13 protein-coding genes are annotated in these 15,049 nt (G+C 38.8%); 2 read left to right on the forward strand and 11 right to left on the reverse strand.

What is annotated here, in order from left to right:
* Positions 1-79: 79 nt before the first annotated feature.
* Positions 80-424, forward strand: coding sequence for a GIY-YIG nuclease family protein (locus IQ282_RS13300; protein ID WP_194852360.1), 345 nt, complete (start codon positions 80-82; stop codon positions 422-424).
* Between the two features lie 1,527 nt (positions 425-1,951).
* Here the strand turns inward: IQ282_RS13300 and IQ282_RS13305 are convergent.
* The 7 genes from IQ282_RS13305 to IQ282_RS13335 form a co-directional block, all read right to left on the reverse strand.
* Positions 1,952-3,388 (reverse strand): pyridoxal phosphate-dependent decarboxylase family protein, encoded by a 1,437-nt coding sequence (locus tag IQ282_RS13305; RefSeq protein WP_194852361.1) that lies wholly within the window; start codon positions 3,386-3,388, stop codon positions 1,952-1,954.
* A 284-nt stretch (positions 3,389-3,672) separates the two neighbouring features.
* On the reverse strand, positions 3,673-4,344 hold the full coding sequence (locus IQ282_RS13310; protein WP_194852362.1) for a YggS family pyridoxal phosphate-dependent enzyme: 672 nt from the start codon (positions 4,342-4,344) through the stop codon (positions 3,673-3,675).
* Positions 4,337-5,563, reverse strand: a complete 1,227-nt coding sequence (locus IQ282_RS13315; RefSeq protein WP_194852363.1) for a DUF1015 domain-containing protein — start codon at positions 5,561-5,563, stop codon at positions 4,337-4,339. The genes IQ282_RS13310 and IQ282_RS13315 overlap by 8 nt, the downstream gene beginning before the upstream one ends.
* 83 nt (positions 5,564-5,646) lie before the next feature.
* Complete coding sequence (locus tag IQ282_RS13320) at positions 5,647-6,096, reverse strand: hypothetical protein (protein ID WP_194852364.1); 450 nt, start codon at positions 6,094-6,096, stop codon at positions 5,647-5,649.
* Between the two features lie 91 nt (positions 6,097-6,187).
* Positions 6,188-6,637 (reverse strand): hypothetical protein, encoded by a 450-nt coding sequence (locus IQ282_RS13325; protein WP_194852365.1) that lies wholly within the window; start codon positions 6,635-6,637, stop codon positions 6,188-6,190.
* Positions 6,638-6,640: 3 nt separating this feature from the next.
* Positions 6,641-7,531, reverse strand: coding sequence for a 3-hydroxyacyl-CoA dehydrogenase family protein (locus IQ282_RS13330; protein ID WP_194852366.1), 891 nt, complete (start codon positions 7,529-7,531; stop codon positions 6,641-6,643).
* A 214-nt stretch (positions 7,532-7,745) separates the two neighbouring features.
* Positions 7,746-8,714 (reverse strand): Gfo/Idh/MocA family protein, encoded by a 969-nt coding sequence (locus tag IQ282_RS13335; RefSeq protein ID WP_194852682.1) that lies wholly within the window; start codon positions 8,712-8,714, stop codon positions 7,746-7,748.
* Between the two features lie 358 nt (positions 8,715-9,072).
* Between IQ282_RS13335 and IQ282_RS13340 the strand changes: the two genes are divergently transcribed.
* Positions 9,073-9,714 (forward strand): protein-L-isoaspartate(D-aspartate) O-methyltransferase, encoded by a 642-nt coding sequence (locus IQ282_RS13340; protein ID WP_194852683.1) that lies wholly within the window; start codon positions 9,073-9,075, stop codon positions 9,712-9,714.
* Positions 9,715-9,890: 176 nt separating this feature from the next.
* Here IQ282_RS13340 and IQ282_RS13345 read toward each other — a convergent pair whose 3' ends face one another.
* The 4 genes from IQ282_RS13345 to IQ282_RS13360 form a co-directional block, all read right to left on the reverse strand.
* Complete coding sequence (locus tag IQ282_RS13345) at positions 9,891-10,460, reverse strand: hypothetical protein (RefSeq protein ID WP_194852367.1); 570 nt, start codon at positions 10,458-10,460, stop codon at positions 9,891-9,893.
* A 163-nt stretch (positions 10,461-10,623) separates the two neighbouring features.
* Positions 10,624-11,157 carry a hypothetical protein gene (locus IQ282_RS13350; protein WP_194852368.1) on the reverse strand — a complete coding sequence of 178 codons (534 nt, stop codon included), beginning with the start codon at positions 11,155-11,157 and terminating at the stop codon, positions 10,624-10,626.
* Positions 11,158-11,375: 218 nt separating this feature from the next.
* Positions 11,376-12,833: an FAD-dependent oxidoreductase gene (locus tag IQ282_RS13355; RefSeq protein WP_194852369.1), complete on the reverse strand. Its 1,458-nt coding sequence runs from the start codon at positions 12,831-12,833 to the stop codon at positions 11,376-11,378.
* 144 nt (positions 12,834-12,977) lie between these two features.
* Positions 12,978-14,819: a Xaa-Pro dipeptidyl-peptidase gene (locus tag IQ282_RS13360; RefSeq protein WP_194852370.1), complete on the reverse strand. Its 1,842-nt coding sequence runs from the start codon at positions 14,817-14,819 to the stop codon at positions 12,978-12,980.
* Positions 14,820-15,049 lie beyond the last annotated feature (230 nt).

The raw sequence follows: 15,049 nt of genomic DNA on the forward strand, positions 1-15,049 counted from the left end.
ACTGTATCCTGTTTCGAGCGAAAGTCGAGAAAAGGGTAGTTGAGAATTTAAAGTGTGTCTTTTCCTTTACCTTCCTAAGATGTTCTTCTCAATTCACATCTACATTCTCCATTGCTCTGACGGAATATTATACACAGGCATTACTAAAAATTTAGAATTACGATTACAACAACATCAAACCGGTTCTAATAAAACGGCATTTACATACAGCCGCCGGCCAGTAAAGCTAGTTTATCACGAAGTTCTTCATGACATATTCCAAGCGCGTCATTACGAAAAGCGAATCAAAAAATGGTCTGCTAATAAGAAATGGTCATTAATTAATGGTGATTTTGATAAGCTCAAGTTATTAGCAATGTGTCAAAACGATTCCAGTAGTGCTTTTGTTTCTTCGGGATATATTCCTATTAAACATAGGAAATAATAGACTTATTATCTTTTACACGCTCATTCTCGACTCCCGCTCGAATCGGCTGTTTTTCTGGAATGTGAGAATCTCATATCCTGTTTCGAGCGAAAGTCGAGAAAAGGATAGTTAAGAAACTGATTGAATCTTTGAGGAAACGATCCGCTCGTTCTCGACTCTCGCTCGAACCGGCTGTTTTTTTTGGAATATGAAAATGTTATATCCTGTTTTTGTTGGTTGCAGGAAAACTGTATCCTGTTTCGAGCGAAAGTCGAGAAAAGGATAGTTAAGAAACTGATTGAATCTTTGTGGAAACGATCCGCTCATTCTCGACTCCCGCTCGAATCGGCTGTTTTTCTGAAAGGCGAAAATCTCATATCCTGTTTCGAGCGAAAGTCGAGAAAAGGGTAGTTGAGGATTTGAATGGAACTTTGTGAAAGTGACTCGTTCGTTCTCCACTCCCGCTCGAACCGGCTGTATTTCTGGAAGGTGAGAATCTCATATCCTGTTTCGACCGAAAGTCGAGAAAAGGGTAATTGAGGAATTGAATGGGACTTTGTGAAAGTGACTCGCTCATTCTCGACTCTCGCTCGAACCGGCTGTTTTTCTGGAAGGCGAAAATCTCATATCCTGTTTCGAGCGAAAGTCGAGAAAAGGGTAGTTTAGGATTTGAATGGGACTTTGTGAAAGTGACTCGCTCGTTCTCGACTCTCTCTCTCGAACTGGCTGTTTTTCTGAAAGGCGAGAATTTCATATCCTGTTTCGAGTGAAAGTCGAGAAAAGGGTAGTTGAGGATTTGAATGGGACTTTGTGAAAGCGACTCGTTCGTTCTCGACTCTCGCTCGAACCGGCTGTTTTTCTGGAAGGCGAGAATCTCATATTCTGTTTCGAGCGAAAGTCGAGAAAAGGGTAGTTGAGAAACTGATTGAATCTTTGCGGAAACGATCCGCTCATTCTCGACTCTCGCTCGAATCGGCTGTCTTTTCGGAAGCGAATCGCTCACCCGATAATCCTAGGGATTTACTCCCTCTCGAACTGGCTGTTTTTCTGAAAGTCGATAATCTCATATCCTGTTTCGAGCGAAAGTCGAGAAAAGGGTAGTTGAGAAATTGCTTGAGTTTTTGCGGAAACGATCCGCTCGTTCTCGACTCCCGCTCGAATCGGCTGTTTTTCTTGAAGGTGAGAATCTCATATCCTGTTTCGAGCGAAAGTCGAGAAAAGGGTAGTTGAGGATTTGAATGGGACTTTGTGAAAGCGACTCGCTCGTTCTCGACTCTCGCTCGAACCGGCTATTTTGCTTGAAGGCGAGAATCTCGTATCCTATTTCGAGCGAAAGTCGAGAAAAGGGTAGTTGAGAAACTGATTGAGTCTTTGTGGAAACGATCCGCTCATTCTCGACTCCCGCTCGAATCGGCTGTTTTTTCGGAAGCGAATCGCTCTCTTTATAATTCTAGGGATGTACTCTCGCTCGAACCGGCTGTTTTTCGGATTACAATAAAACCTTTGCCTCTTTTTATGTGTTGCACTCTACAAAAGCAATCAGATTCACTCGCTCAAAATCTCATCAGCAAACTTCTCACATAAATTAATTGTTTCACGTATATCTTGAATTGTCGTTCTTGGGTTGATAAGACACATACGTAGAACCACTTGATTTTGAAGAATCGTAGTTACTAATAATGCCTCGCCAGAGTTCATGACTCGCTCTGAGATTTTCTGGTTCAAAGCATCCAGTTCAGGTTCTGATAAATTCCTGTCAATGGGGTGGTATCTAAAATTGATAATGGCAAGTGTAGCAGGTGAAATAACTTCCCATTTGGCACTTTTACGGAACAATGCTTCAGCGTCTTCAGCAATTTTAATATTGTAATCTATGGCCTTTCTAAAAGCAGCCATCCCGAATGTTTTAACCGACATGTATAACTTCAAGGCTCTAAAACGTCTGGTTAATTGAACACCATGATCGTAAAAGTTGATCTCGCTTTCATTGCCTTCCACATCACGCAGGTATTCTGGAGTCTCTGTAAAAGTATCTTTCAGCCAGGCGCTGTTGCGCACTAATAAACATCCCATTTCATAGGGTTGGAAAAACCACTTGTGAGGATCAACAGTTATTGAATCTGCCTTATCAATTCCTTTTAAGAGCTGCTTTCCGTTTTTTGCTAGAATGGCAGCGCCACCATAAGCACCATCAATATGAAACCAAAGATTTTCACTTTTACAAATAGCAGAAAGTTCCATTAATGGATCAACAGTACCCGTATTGGTAGTTCCTGAGGAAGCAATAACCATAAAAGGTTGTAAGCCTTCTAAGCTGTCTTTTGCGATAGCATTTTTTAGTTTATTTAGGGACATTTTAAATTCCAGATCTGTAGGTATCAATCTTATCTGTTCTCTTTTAAAACCTAAAATCCGAATCGCCTTAATGTTGGAGGAATGAGCCTGATCACTCAAGTAAATCACTGCCTTGCTAAAATCCTCACCACATTTTATACGTCTAGCGGTCACGATGGCTGTTAAATTTGCCATAGAACCACCACTTGTAAATATACCACCGCCACGTTTTGCGGGAAAATTAAACAGCTTGAGCAACCAGTTTATAGTAACAATTTCAAGTTCTGCCGCGGCAGGTGAGGCAACCCATCCACCAGAAAAAACATTAAAACCCGTCGCCAGTGTGTCTGCAACAACACTTACATAATTACTGGGTCCCGGTACAAATGAATAGGATTTAGGATGTGAAACAATATTGCTATTGCTCATTACCTTATCGATCACAAATTGTAGTACATCTGACGCATCCATAGGATCTTCCGGTGCCTCTGCAGCAAACATTTTATCCATATCCTTGCGAGAACCTCTCGCTACTGGCGGTTTATTATGCTGGGTATCAAAATGTTCAACGATCTCATCAATAGCTTGATAACCCAGCTTTTTCATCTCGGCCTTGCTAAGTTCTAATTTATAATCGTCGTTATTCATCATTTTATTTTTGTCTTTAATTCAGAACCTTATGCTATTAGTTGATGTAACAATGGTCTAAAATTTATTTCGCTTTCGCGAAAGCGTTATTTCTACAAACTCACAAATAGGAAGGGAATTTGTGTTAATTCCAGCAAATTGCAAGTTAAAATTCTAAAGGTTAATAAAGATCCTGTAAGTTTAAATTTTAGGAAAAGAAAAGGTAATTTTATGTCAACGCGACTGGCCTAATAGCAGCTGAATTCATAAAACAGAAATCTTCCACCTTCAATAGAATTCATTTTTTAGTCTCTACTTCCAAAAATAGCGCTTCCTATGCGTACCATAGTGCTGCCTTCTTCTAAGGCTATCTCATAATCTCCAGTCATTCCCATGGAAAGCTCCGTAAATTTATCTTTATTCTTAAGTAGATCTGTGGTCTTTATCTCATCATAAAGAGCCTTGAGAACTTTAAACTCCTTGCGTACTTGATCTTTGTCGTCCGTAAACGTGGCCATTCCCATGAGACCTTTTATCTGGATGTTTTCTAATGCTTTAAATGCATCCGAATTTAAATAATCCAGTAACTCTTGCTTGTCAAAACCAAATTTACTTTCTTCTTCTGCTATGTGAATTTGCAACAGACAATTGATGGTTCTTTCATTATTTTTTGCCTGTTTATTTATTTCTTTGGCAAGTCTGGGCGAGTCAACACTGTGGATTAAATGGACGTAAGGCGCCATGTATTTGACCTTGTTGCGTTGCGTGTGGCCTATCATATGCCAGTGAATGTCCTTAGGAAGCGTTTCCCGTTTTTCGGTCATTTCCTGAATCTTATTCTCGCCTAAATGCCGTTGACCAGCATCGTATGCCTCTTGTAAATCGCTGTTAGGTTTTGTTTTACTGACGGCAACCAACGTTGCTGTGGGTTCTATTATTTCGCGAAAGCGAATTATATTTTCTGCTATTTTACTCATTTTCAAATTCGTATATAATGAATCCGCTAGGTAATTTAGGGCGGATGTAAGTACTTTTAGGAGGCATGACCAGATCTGCATCTGCAATAGATTTCAATTGCTCTACAGTAGTAGGAAACAAACCGAAGCCGATTTGAAAGTCACCTTTATCAATTTTGCTTTTCATAATCGATAAATCAAATTTCCCGAAACTGTATTTAATGCGATTGTCATGTCTTAAATCGCTGATGCCCAATAAAGGTCGCAACACTAGATCGTATAACATTTGAGTGTCTAAGTCATCCAGCGCCGTTGTGATTTTGTGTACATCTTTACGTAAATATAGACTGTAAAAATCACCATCTAAATACATTGAGAAGTGGTGTTTTTTGGAAGGTTGATATATTTCCAAGCCACGATTTTGAATTCGGAAATATTGATCCAGAAGCATTAAAAAGTCCTCCTTGGAATGTCCATTTAAATCTGTAATTAATCTATTGTATTCATAAATATTCAACTGACTTTCTGCGATTAGGAAGCTCATAAAATAGTTATAGCTATCGTGCTGTTCTCCCAATTCTTGAGATAATAGATTGGAACTTGCACTGCGGTGATGGCCATCTGCAATATACAGTTCTGGAAGTACGGTGAAGCGCTCTTCAATTTTAGCACAGATTTCCGCATCAGTAACAGCCCATATTTTATGTCTTTTAGAATCGGTGGTCACAAAGTCAAATTCTGGCTGCATAGTTTTAACTCGAGCAATTATCTGGTTGATTTCCAGATCATCCTTATAAGTTAACAAGACAGGCTCTGCATTGAACCCTACAATTTTCAGATATTCTTTAAACAAGACCTCTCGTGGCTGCAATGTGTCCTCGTGTCGTTTTATTTTATTATCTACATAGTCTGCAACACTTGTCCCACCGATGATACCCGTGTAGGAATGATGTGGATCAGAACTTTCATAGATGTAAAAAGCAGGGGACTCCTCTTGAATCAAATAACCTTCTTCCTTAAATTCTAAAAACCTATTGCGAACTAAATTAAAACGCTCTTCTCCGGTAATTTCATGACTAAATTTATATCCCGGATTTAGAATCTGTAAAAAACTGAAAGGGTTGTACTTGAGTTGCATTTCCAGTTCTTCCACAGAATAATCCTGATAGCTGCGCGATATCAAGTGCGCTGCTTTATCTGGAGTAGTCCTGGTGGCTTTAAAAGGTTTGACAGTGGGCATTTTTCTAATTGCGATTTATGAGTTCAAGTTTATTAATTTAAGAATCTAAAGGATTTAAAAAAATGAAACGGCATTCAGCCTAGTTATTTTCTTATTGCGGATTCTACCTTGACAATTTCTTGAGTAACGATAACAGATTGTTTATTTTCAATATTACTACTCTTCTCCTTTTCAAAATAAATTACTTTATAAAACGTGTAATCCTCTAGATTAGTGATGTGGCGTTCAATTATTGGATCCATTTGAGAGGTCAGGGTTATGAATTCATTTGAAGCATCAATATCAGTTCGTGGGTTCTCCACGTATATAATAAAAATAAAATATGATTTGTCACCCTCCATCCCTGAGCTAAATCCTAAAGAGATATTATCAGATCCAGTTAAATGTTCAATTTCACTTTCTAGAGCTTCATAACTCGAAAAGTATTTAGGCATTCCAATACTTTTTTCACCATCGAAAACTTTTTTTATCTGATCAGTATTACAAGAAACAAACATTAAGGCTGTTATAATCACTGCTGCTATTCTTCTCACATTTTAATTTTTAAATCTCTGCTATGCATTCTCAGTTTTTTAATAATTGGAAAGGGACAGCAGAATAAATCCTATGAAGTTTTAAGTTAATTTAATTCGTTTCATCTGTTTTGGTCGTATTTATTTCCTGAGTTACGATCACTGATTGCTTTTTTTCTAGATTTTCAATGATTTCACTTTTTACTAAATGTACTTGATAAGAAACATACTTATCAAGATTAGATACATGTTTTGCTATCAACGGGTTTACTTGTTGCGTGAGTTGCAACACTGCTTGCTCGTCATCTAAAACTAAATCCGGGTTTTGAAAAGCGATATAGAAAGAATACGTGTTTCCAGTCATTTTTCCATTTCTCGTGTAACCAAAAGAGATATCATCATTGTTCAAAAGCTTATCTAGATCCTCCTGAAATTTTCCCCTACTGAGCTTATATTCTAAAGCTCCCGTAAATTTATCTTGACCGAATAATTTTTTCCTCTGATCAGAAGTACAGCAAACGGATATGATTACGATTACTATGAGGCCAATTAATTTTCTCATCTATTATTTTTTGAATGCGGCAGAAACATGCTCTGCTTTTCTGGATTCTGAGTAATCATAAAATCCTTCTCCTGACTTCACGCCCTGTTTTCCTGCCATAACCATATTTACCAACAGTGGACAAGGTGCATATTTAGGATTTTTAAACCCGTCGTGCATCACATTCAAGATGGACAGGCATACATCAAGGCCAATAAAATCTGCTAACTGTAATGGTCCCATCGGATGTGCCATTCCTAATTTCATCACGGTATCGATCTCTTCTACACCAGCCACGCCGTTGTACAGTGTTTCAATCGCCTCATTAATCATAGGCATTAAAATTCTATTAGCTACAAACCCTGGATAGTCGTTGACCTCTGTTGGTGTTTTCCCTAGTTTCTCAGACAGCTCCATGATGGTTTTAGTCACTTCATCGCTGGTGGAATAGCCACGGATGATCTCTACCAGCTTCATGATAGGCACTGGGTTCATAAAGTGCATCCCGATGACCTTATCTGGTCTCGAGGTTGCTGCAGCGATTTGGGTAATGGAAATGGAAGAGGTGTTTGTGGACAGAATACAATCTGCTGGAGCTGCTTGATCCATTTGTTTGAAAATCTTGAGTTTCAAGTCTAGGTTCTCCGTAGCTGCTTCTACTATCAAATCAGCATTTTTGACACCTTCAGTTACGTCTGTAAAACTTTTGATGTTATCTAGAGTTTGTTTTTTGTCTGCTTCAGAAATTTTTTCTTTGGCAATCATACGATCTAGATTCTTACCAATAGTGGCTAGTCCACGATCGATGCTTTCTTGGGAGATATCAACTAGTGAAACATTATATCCTGATTGTGCAAATGTATGTGCGATGCCGTTACCCATCGTTCCGGCGCCTATTACTGTGATGTTTTTCATTTTAATTGTATTATATGTTGTGTAAAAAGTATCGTGATTGTCTATAAATATTCTTTGTCGGTAATCCGTATTCGATGCGGAATCTACAAATGGCTAGAAAGATGCTTCATTTCAAGGTTTTCTATTCATTGAAGATTACTCCTAAAGTATTTTTCGAGCCTGCTCGGCCATTTGTTCGAGCTGAATTCCTCACATTTAAGAACTAAAGTTAGAACTATAATGACTTGAAATTCTTGATAATTTTCAAAGCGACATCGAGAGCCGCAGTTCCGTCCTCTAAGTTTACAATAGGCCTGGTATCATTTTCTATGGCGTCAGCAAACGTTTCTAACTCGGCCAGGATGGCGTTACTTTCTGCAATGTCTGGATTATCAAAATAGATTTGTTTTTTAATGCCTTCCGCATTTTGAAGAATCATGTCAAAATCACCGGGAACTTCCGGTGCGTCTTTCATCCTGACAACTTCAACTTTTTTAGTCAGAAAGTCTATTGATATGTATGCATCTCTTTGGAAAAAACGTGCTTTCCGCATTTTCTTCAAGCTAATTCTTGATGCCGTAAGATTTGCAACACAGCCATTTTCAAATTCAATCCGAGCGTTAGCAATATCTGGAGTTTCAGAAATCACGCTAACACCGCTAGAACTCACGTGTTTTACAGGACTTTTTACCACACTCAAAATGGCGTCTATATCGTGAATCATCAGGTCAAGAACCACACTCACATCTGTTCCTCGTGGATTAAATTCTGCCAGTCGGTGGGTTTCAATAAACATGGGATTATCAATGCGATCTTGCACGGTTCTAAAGGCATCATTGAACCGCTCCACTTGTCCTACTTGACCTTTGACATTATGCTTTCGCGAAAGCGAAATTAATTCTTGAGCCTCTGCAACAGTTACAGTAATAGGTTTTTCAATAAATAAGTGCTTTCCAGCTTCCAAAACAAGTTTGCCACTTTCATGATGATAGGTTGTAGGTGTCACTACGTCAATCATATCGCAGGCCGCGATAAGCTCATCTATGTCATCAAAATAAGTGTAACCTAATGTCTTTTCAACCTCGCGAGCATATTCTGGATTTGAATCGTAAAATCCCACAAGATCATAGCGGGAGGATTGTTGCAACAATTTTAAGTGGATCTTCCCTAAATGTCCTGCTCCCAGAACGCCAGCTTTAAGCATAAACGGTGTGTTTCTCACAAAAATAGGGATTTTGATGGTTAATTTATCAGTATGGGAGCCTTGAGTTTTTTGATTTAGTTTTTTGAGTTTTTAACGGTAGTTATAAGCGCGTCACTACCAGCAAACCAGTTATCGCTGCTTGTGGGTGGTCAAGCTTAACGCTGCAAGTCCTCATTTTCCAAATTATCGTCTTGAAAGCTGTGGGCTTTCCACTTCAATCCCTAACGCGTGGAGATTCACAATTAATGCTATAAATTTTGAGTTTTTGAACATTTGACGATTTTGCACTGTGTATAACTAGAAGGTTTTTAGTGCTCAATCTCTCGCAAATCTTGTGGTCTAGTTCTATTTTTGCCGCATCAAGGATGACTTCATACATAAAGGAAAACGGCGCCATTTGGTGCAATTGATGCGCGATAAAGGAATCGCTGACGCTGCTGTGTTAGATGCCATGAATCGCGTGCCACGACATTTGTTTCTAGACAGCTCGTTTCTTGACCACGCTTATCAAAACAAGGCGTTCCCGATAGGTGCTGATCAGACCATATCGCATCCTTATACGGTGGCATTCCAGAGCGAACTTCTTCACGTTCAACCTGGAGACAAAATTCTGGAAATAGGTACGGGAAGTGGTTATCAATGTGCGGTACTGCTGGAAATGAAACTTCAAGTCTATACGATAGAACGTCAAAACGAGCTGTTCAAACGCACGAGTTCACTGTTTAGAAAAATGCAGTACCGTCCACGTAAATTCGTTTTCGGTGATGGGTACAAAGGCTTGCCAGAAGAAGCCCCTTTCGATGCCATTATTGTGACTTGTGGAGCTCCAGAAATCCCAGATGCATTATTGGGCCAACTAAAAATAGGGGGTAGGCTGGTAATTCCAGTAGGGGTAGAGCATCAAATCATGACACTAGTCGTACGAAAATCTGAGTCTAATTTTTCGAAAACAACTTATGGGGAGTTTAAATTTGTGCCGTTTTTAGGAGGGAAGGAGTGATTTAGTTAAATGCAAAACTTGAACTGTGTAGAACTCTTATGACTGACGGATTAATAAGGAAAGATCTTTACCGTTTTAGGATTGACAATTAATAATTAATGATTTTTCATCTCCTATTCTTTCATATCATTAATTCTATTCTATAATCTGAAGGTTAAACTAAGAGATTCTGTCTATTAAATAGACCAAAAACCCCATTTTGACTTCAAGGCCTTTGGATTTATCTCGGTTATCTTTTTAAGGAAAGTTGGAAAATTATAATTCCAAATAGACCAATTGTGGGTAAATCTAAAAATGACTTCTTCTTCGTTTTTTCTGACTTTGACTTGCCAGATTCTTCTATTGTTGATTTTAAGTAAAGTCTTGCTGACTTCAAAGATTTCGTGAAAGCTATAAATTGCTTTCTTTTCATCCTTAGTTATGACATAAAAATTAAAGTTGTCAAAATAAAAGGCTGCTTCTTGAATCGGTTTTTTTCCTAGCCAAATATTTAAAACAAACGGGGTCGTAGAGATCTTATTTAAGGAACTTGATTTCGCGATTTCTCTATCTTGATACTTAACTTCAGTCGTTATAGGGTTGACGTTAGAGTTTACTATTTTAAGAACGCCCCAAGTCATTAAAACAAAATATAGAATACTAACTCCTAAAAGGATAGGGATAAAGTTTTGATGCTGAGAATTTATCACTAAAATCACGGCTATTAGTGTGTAGACGGTGGATAGTAGCACAAGCTTTTTTATCATATATCAATTTTAACCTGTAGTGATTGAAATATTAAAAGGTTGCTTCTATGTTTTATAAGTAGCAGGCTTTCCTAAAGTTATGAAGATCAATAGTTATGATCTCTGCCAATCTCTTTTTCACGGTAATTCATTTTAGATTCCTTTTCAAGATAATAATTCCTGTTTACTCAGTGTTGGAGTTAGACACCATATTGGAAAACGGAGTTTTATCGATTTGAGATTGATCCAACTGATCATTTATTTTTTTGTAATCTCCTGCGACAGTTCCACCTCCAGAACAGTAGAACATCAATACCATTCGATCATCAATTTTTTCTGTTGAAATAGAAATCATTTCATCTTGAAATTTGAACAAAACGGTTTTATTATCGATGGTTGTCTGATAGGTATTCTCATCTTTTTTCTCCGCTATGGCATCAAAGGTACAGGTGGCACTCTTTTTATCGGTTCTTGATCGAACAGATACTTTCATTTGATCTTCCGCCATTTCTTCAGTGGAAACTGCTACCCAGTCATATCCTTCGGCTCTTTGATCATAGGAATCTGACACATAATTTCCTGAATAATTAAAAGATTTCTCAGAGGTTTCCTCTATAGGATTTGAGTCTTCTTGCAGATTATTTTCCGGTTTCTGTTTGCAGGAAACAAAAATCATTGAGAATAAGACGATCGTGGTAATGGCGTTTATAAATTTCATTTTTGCAAGTTCAAATTAAGTACAAAAGTATTTTAAGGTAAATGAAACGGTCCCGGTTTGATCAATATTTAACCTTACCTAAACCTAAACCTAAACGGAAACTAAAACTGAAACTGAAACCGAAAAGTTATTCTATTTGAGAATCACTACGCTTTAAGTGCTGAGAGATTTGATTAATATCAAAAAATGGAACAGTCTAAAACCAATTTGCTTTGATTTTATTTCTCATCCCTTTTTAAAACGCGTCCTCTAGGTTCATCACCTTCATGAAGAACTACATCTGTATGAAGGAACTTTGCCGCAGCTGCAGAATCTTTGACTTTTGAGGCAGTTCGCTCCAGCATTTCGGTCTCAAATCTTTTAAGAACACAATTTCTGATTCCGGTTTCTTTCCATGGGGACTGTGGTCTGCATTTTTTATATATCATACGTGCCAAAGAAAGGGCATCAAGTAAAGCCTGGTTTGCTCCTTGACCTTTAAATGGACTCATAGGGTGCGCAGCGTCGCCTATAAGTGTGATGGGTCCCAATTTATCTATCATTTCTGGTGAGAGTAATTCTCGATCATAAACTGGATAGCCCGAAATCTGAGCTTCTTGAGTTGCTTCAAGGATTTGAGGAATGGGATCATGCCATGGGGTTCTAAGAATTGCTTCCTTTTTGAGTGCTTTAGGTCCCAAAGCACTCAAGGCTATAGCTTCATTTTCTGGCATAGGAAAACTCAATTGCCACATTATTGATTTAGAATCATAAGGCATCATATAAATGCGCTCATTGCCATTTGCGGTTTGAAATACTGTGGCAGAATCTAACAACGAACTCTCAATATCCTCCAATGCTGCTAAAGAGCAAATTCCTAAAATAACTATACAATCCAGGTATTGTAAATGCGCACGATCTTCATTGATGACTAATTTGCGCACAGCACTGCGTATCCCATCGGCGCCTATGAGTAGATCGGCTTTAATGCTTTTGGTAGTTCCAGCTACATCAAAACTCATATCGATTCTTTCGTCATCAGTAACTTTAAAGTCTATAAATTGATGATCCCATTGCACAACGTCCTGGCCTCCTAGTTGTTCCAGCAACGCTAAGCGCAATGACTGCCGGGAAATATGAATATTAGTGCGGTTTGGAATGGTTTTCTCTCCGTTGTTCACCCACTTTCTCATTCCCCATTCCCCTATGATTTTACCATCTGTGGTGTGTACCACATGTCGTGTAGAGTTCACACCTTCTTTTAAGGTCATTATACCTAAACCTTCAATCGCCTTACTGGCTTGTTGCAATGTAAGCCCATACCCTTGTGACCTTGCATCAAAACCTTTATCACGTTCAAATAGTGTAAATGGAATTCCTCGATGCAGACATGCTACCGCGAGGGCTGCACCGCCTATACCACCACCTATAATAGCGACATTTGGGAAGGTTTCAAAGTTAATTTCGGGAGGATTTACAGCAGGTTTTAATCCAGATCCAGAACAATTTATACAGGAATATAAATGACCTTTTGGACGGGTGGGAGCAATTCCTTTCCCATCTGAATTTTCAAATAAATCCAGCGCCCTCAAATAGCTTAACCGCACATTTTTACGAATTCGCTGGCTTTTCTTCCCTCGACCTTTACATTCCGGGCAAGGGCTCCAACTGTTTTCTAAATGTGACTTTTTATTCAAATCCGCTCTACTTATTGTGGATTTGACAATCCTGTTTGTTTCAAATTTTATTAGAAATCTGGTGTTTAAGAGTTGCAATGATCCTTTTAGAAAGTTCGCTTTCGCGAAAGCGAAAACAAGACAGCTTCACATAAAAATTTCAATTTATTTTACAGCCGTTTTGAAAGCTTCAAGGCCGCCTACAATAGGCAAGTTTAATGTTGTCCCTTCCAGATCAACGGTCACTTCAGTTCCCGGCGCTGGATGTAAAGTAAATTCTTTATCACTGGAAAAAATCATCAAACCTATTTGCTGGCCTTTTTCAATAATCTGATCGTCTGGCATCAGATCAAATTTGACCTCGTAAAAAGTGCCATCGACAAGAGGTTCTCCTTTGGTCAAAGAGCTATGGTTTTGAGGGTCAGCCCAGCCACGCGTTATAATGTTGTCCGTAGACTTAACGCCTCTACCATCTTTCCAAGGAAGGGAAACCAGCCATACTGATAAATTTGCAGCAGGTTTACTACTGGAAAGCTTGACCGTAATTTTAGGCACTCCGGAAATATGTACCGATTTAGAGAATTTAGGAGTTACGTATAGTAAACGATGGTCTGTATATTCTGCACGTGCTAAACTCTCGCCAGTAAATGAATAGTTATCTACTAAAGTTTCCTGGCCTTGATTTGCAGGTTTTGTGGTGGTCAATACTCCTTGTTTTGGCGCACCTTTTCCTAGATATAAATCAATGGATTGAGCTGCTGGATTTGGAAAATCCTTGTAGGCTGTAGGTTGATCCATGTCATCACCTTCTCTTACGATCCACGCTTTATTAGTCTCCTTTTCAATGCCGTTATCCACACCAAATAAATAATGTGTAAACCATTTATTCATCATGCTCAATGGCGGTGGTCCTCCATGACCAAATTGGTGATAAAAAATTGCCGTTTCAAGGCCCATTTCCTTAGCTTTTTGATAGATGCGGTTGCTGTGTTCTGGCATCACATTCCAGTCGTTAAAACCGTGTGACATCAACATAGCGGCTTTCATGGGAGCCATCTGGTTTAAGTAATCCCTACCTTCCCAGAAATCGTTGTAATCACCAGTGATTCTATCTATACCATTGATGATTTCAGTATCTCTTACGGTAGAATTGCTGTACGCTCTTTTTGATTCATCACCACTATGAATAAAATCATATAGAACATCAACGTCTTCCCCTAAATATCCTCCTGGAGATCGCACTAGTCCATTAGAACGGTAATAATGATAGTATGAAGTGTTAGGAGCGATAGGAATAATTACTTCTAACCCTTCTACACCAGTGGTTGCTGCTGCCAGAGGTATGGTACCATTATAGGAAGTCCCTGTCATTCCTACCTTTCCAGTCGTCCAGTAGGCTTTCACGGTTTCATTTCCATCAGGCGATGTGTAACCGGTAGCACGACCATTTAACCAATCGATAACTGCTTTAGGCGCTAATGATTCATTCTGACCTCCAACAGTAGGGGAACCTTGAGATAATCCAGTTCCTGGAGAAGCGGAGTGTACGACTATAAAACCTCTGGGAACCCAGGTAGCATTTTGTGAGTTAGAAAGGATAGGTCTAGTTCCCGTTCTGACAACATCTGCATGCACTCTGTCTTTTGCAGCCTCTCCCAACTCGTGGTCCACATCCCAAAATCCACCTTCCACATCTGGAGCAACACCAGAATAGTAAGGACTGGACTCATAAATTACGGGTAGCTTTAAACCTTCCGTTTCCGTTTGTAAAGGTCTGGTAACATCTACATACATGCGATCTGGTTTCCCGTCACCGTCAGTGTCGAATTTGGTTTCAACCCAAAGATCTTCTCTAATCCATTTTTCAGGATCTTTAAATTCTTCTACAACTTGAGCTTCTCCATTTTCAAAAACGGGAACAATTTTAGATACCGTTTGTGCATTTGCTGAAAGCAGCGGAGCGATAAACAGAATTACTAGGAAACTGCAGCGGATTATTTTTTTCATATTTTTTTGCCATTTTAGAATTGACGTATGTTATCAAAAAGCTTGAAGCTCATGAATTTAGCCTGTTAAGCGTACTCTATAAATTAAGATGATGAAGATATTAAATTATTTGAGGATAGAACGATTCCAATTGAGAACACTTCTCCATACTGTGGACTTAGCAAGATGCCTTAATAGTTATAAAGAATAAGGAACTGAAATTTGCACCGTATCTAGAATCTTTACTAGGA

The organism is Nonlabens antarcticus, assembly GCF_015356755.1.
In the GTDB taxonomy this organism is placed as follows: domain Bacteria; phylum Bacteroidota; class Bacteroidia; order Flavobacteriales; family Flavobacteriaceae; genus Nonlabens; species Nonlabens antarcticus.

What these genes read in the sequence shown, in the direction of transcription:
- IQ282_RS13300 (WP_194852360.1), top strand. Translation starts at nt 80, where the DNA reads ATGTTCTTCTCAATTCACATCTACATTCTCCATTGCTCTGACGGAATA.
- IQ282_RS13305 (WP_194852361.1), bottom strand. Translation starts at nt 3,388, where the DNA reads ATGAATAACGACGATTATAAATTAGAACTTAGCAAGGCCGAGATGAAA.
- IQ282_RS13310 (WP_194852362.1), bottom strand. Translation starts at nt 4,344, where the DNA reads ATGAGTAAAATAGCAGAAAATATAATTCGCTTTCGCGAAATAATAGAA.
- IQ282_RS13315 (WP_194852363.1), bottom strand. Translation starts at nt 5,563, where the DNA reads ATGCCCACTGTCAAACCTTTTAAAGCCACCAGGACTACTCCAGATAAA.
- IQ282_RS13325 (WP_194852365.1), bottom strand. Translation starts at nt 6,637, where the DNA reads ATGAGAAAATTAATTGGCCTCATAGTAATCGTAATCATATCCGTTTGC.
- IQ282_RS13330 (WP_194852366.1), bottom strand. Translation starts at nt 7,531, where the DNA reads ATGAAAAACATCACAGTAATAGGCGCCGGAACGATGGGTAACGGCATC.
- IQ282_RS13335 (WP_194852682.1), bottom strand. Translation starts at nt 8,714, where the DNA reads ATGCTTAAAGCTGGCGTTCTGGGAGCAGGACATTTAGGGAAGATCCAC.
- IQ282_RS13345 (WP_194852367.1), bottom strand. Translation starts at nt 10,460, where the DNA reads ATGATAAAAAAGCTTGTGCTACTATCCACCGTCTACACACTAATAGCC.
- IQ282_RS13350 (WP_194852368.1), bottom strand. Translation starts at nt 11,157, where the DNA reads ATGAAATTTATAAACGCCATTACCACGATCGTCTTATTCTCAATGATT.
- IQ282_RS13360 (WP_194852370.1), bottom strand. Translation starts at nt 14,819, where the DNA reads ATGAAAAAAATAATCCGCTGCAGTTTCCTAGTAATTCTGTTTATCGCT.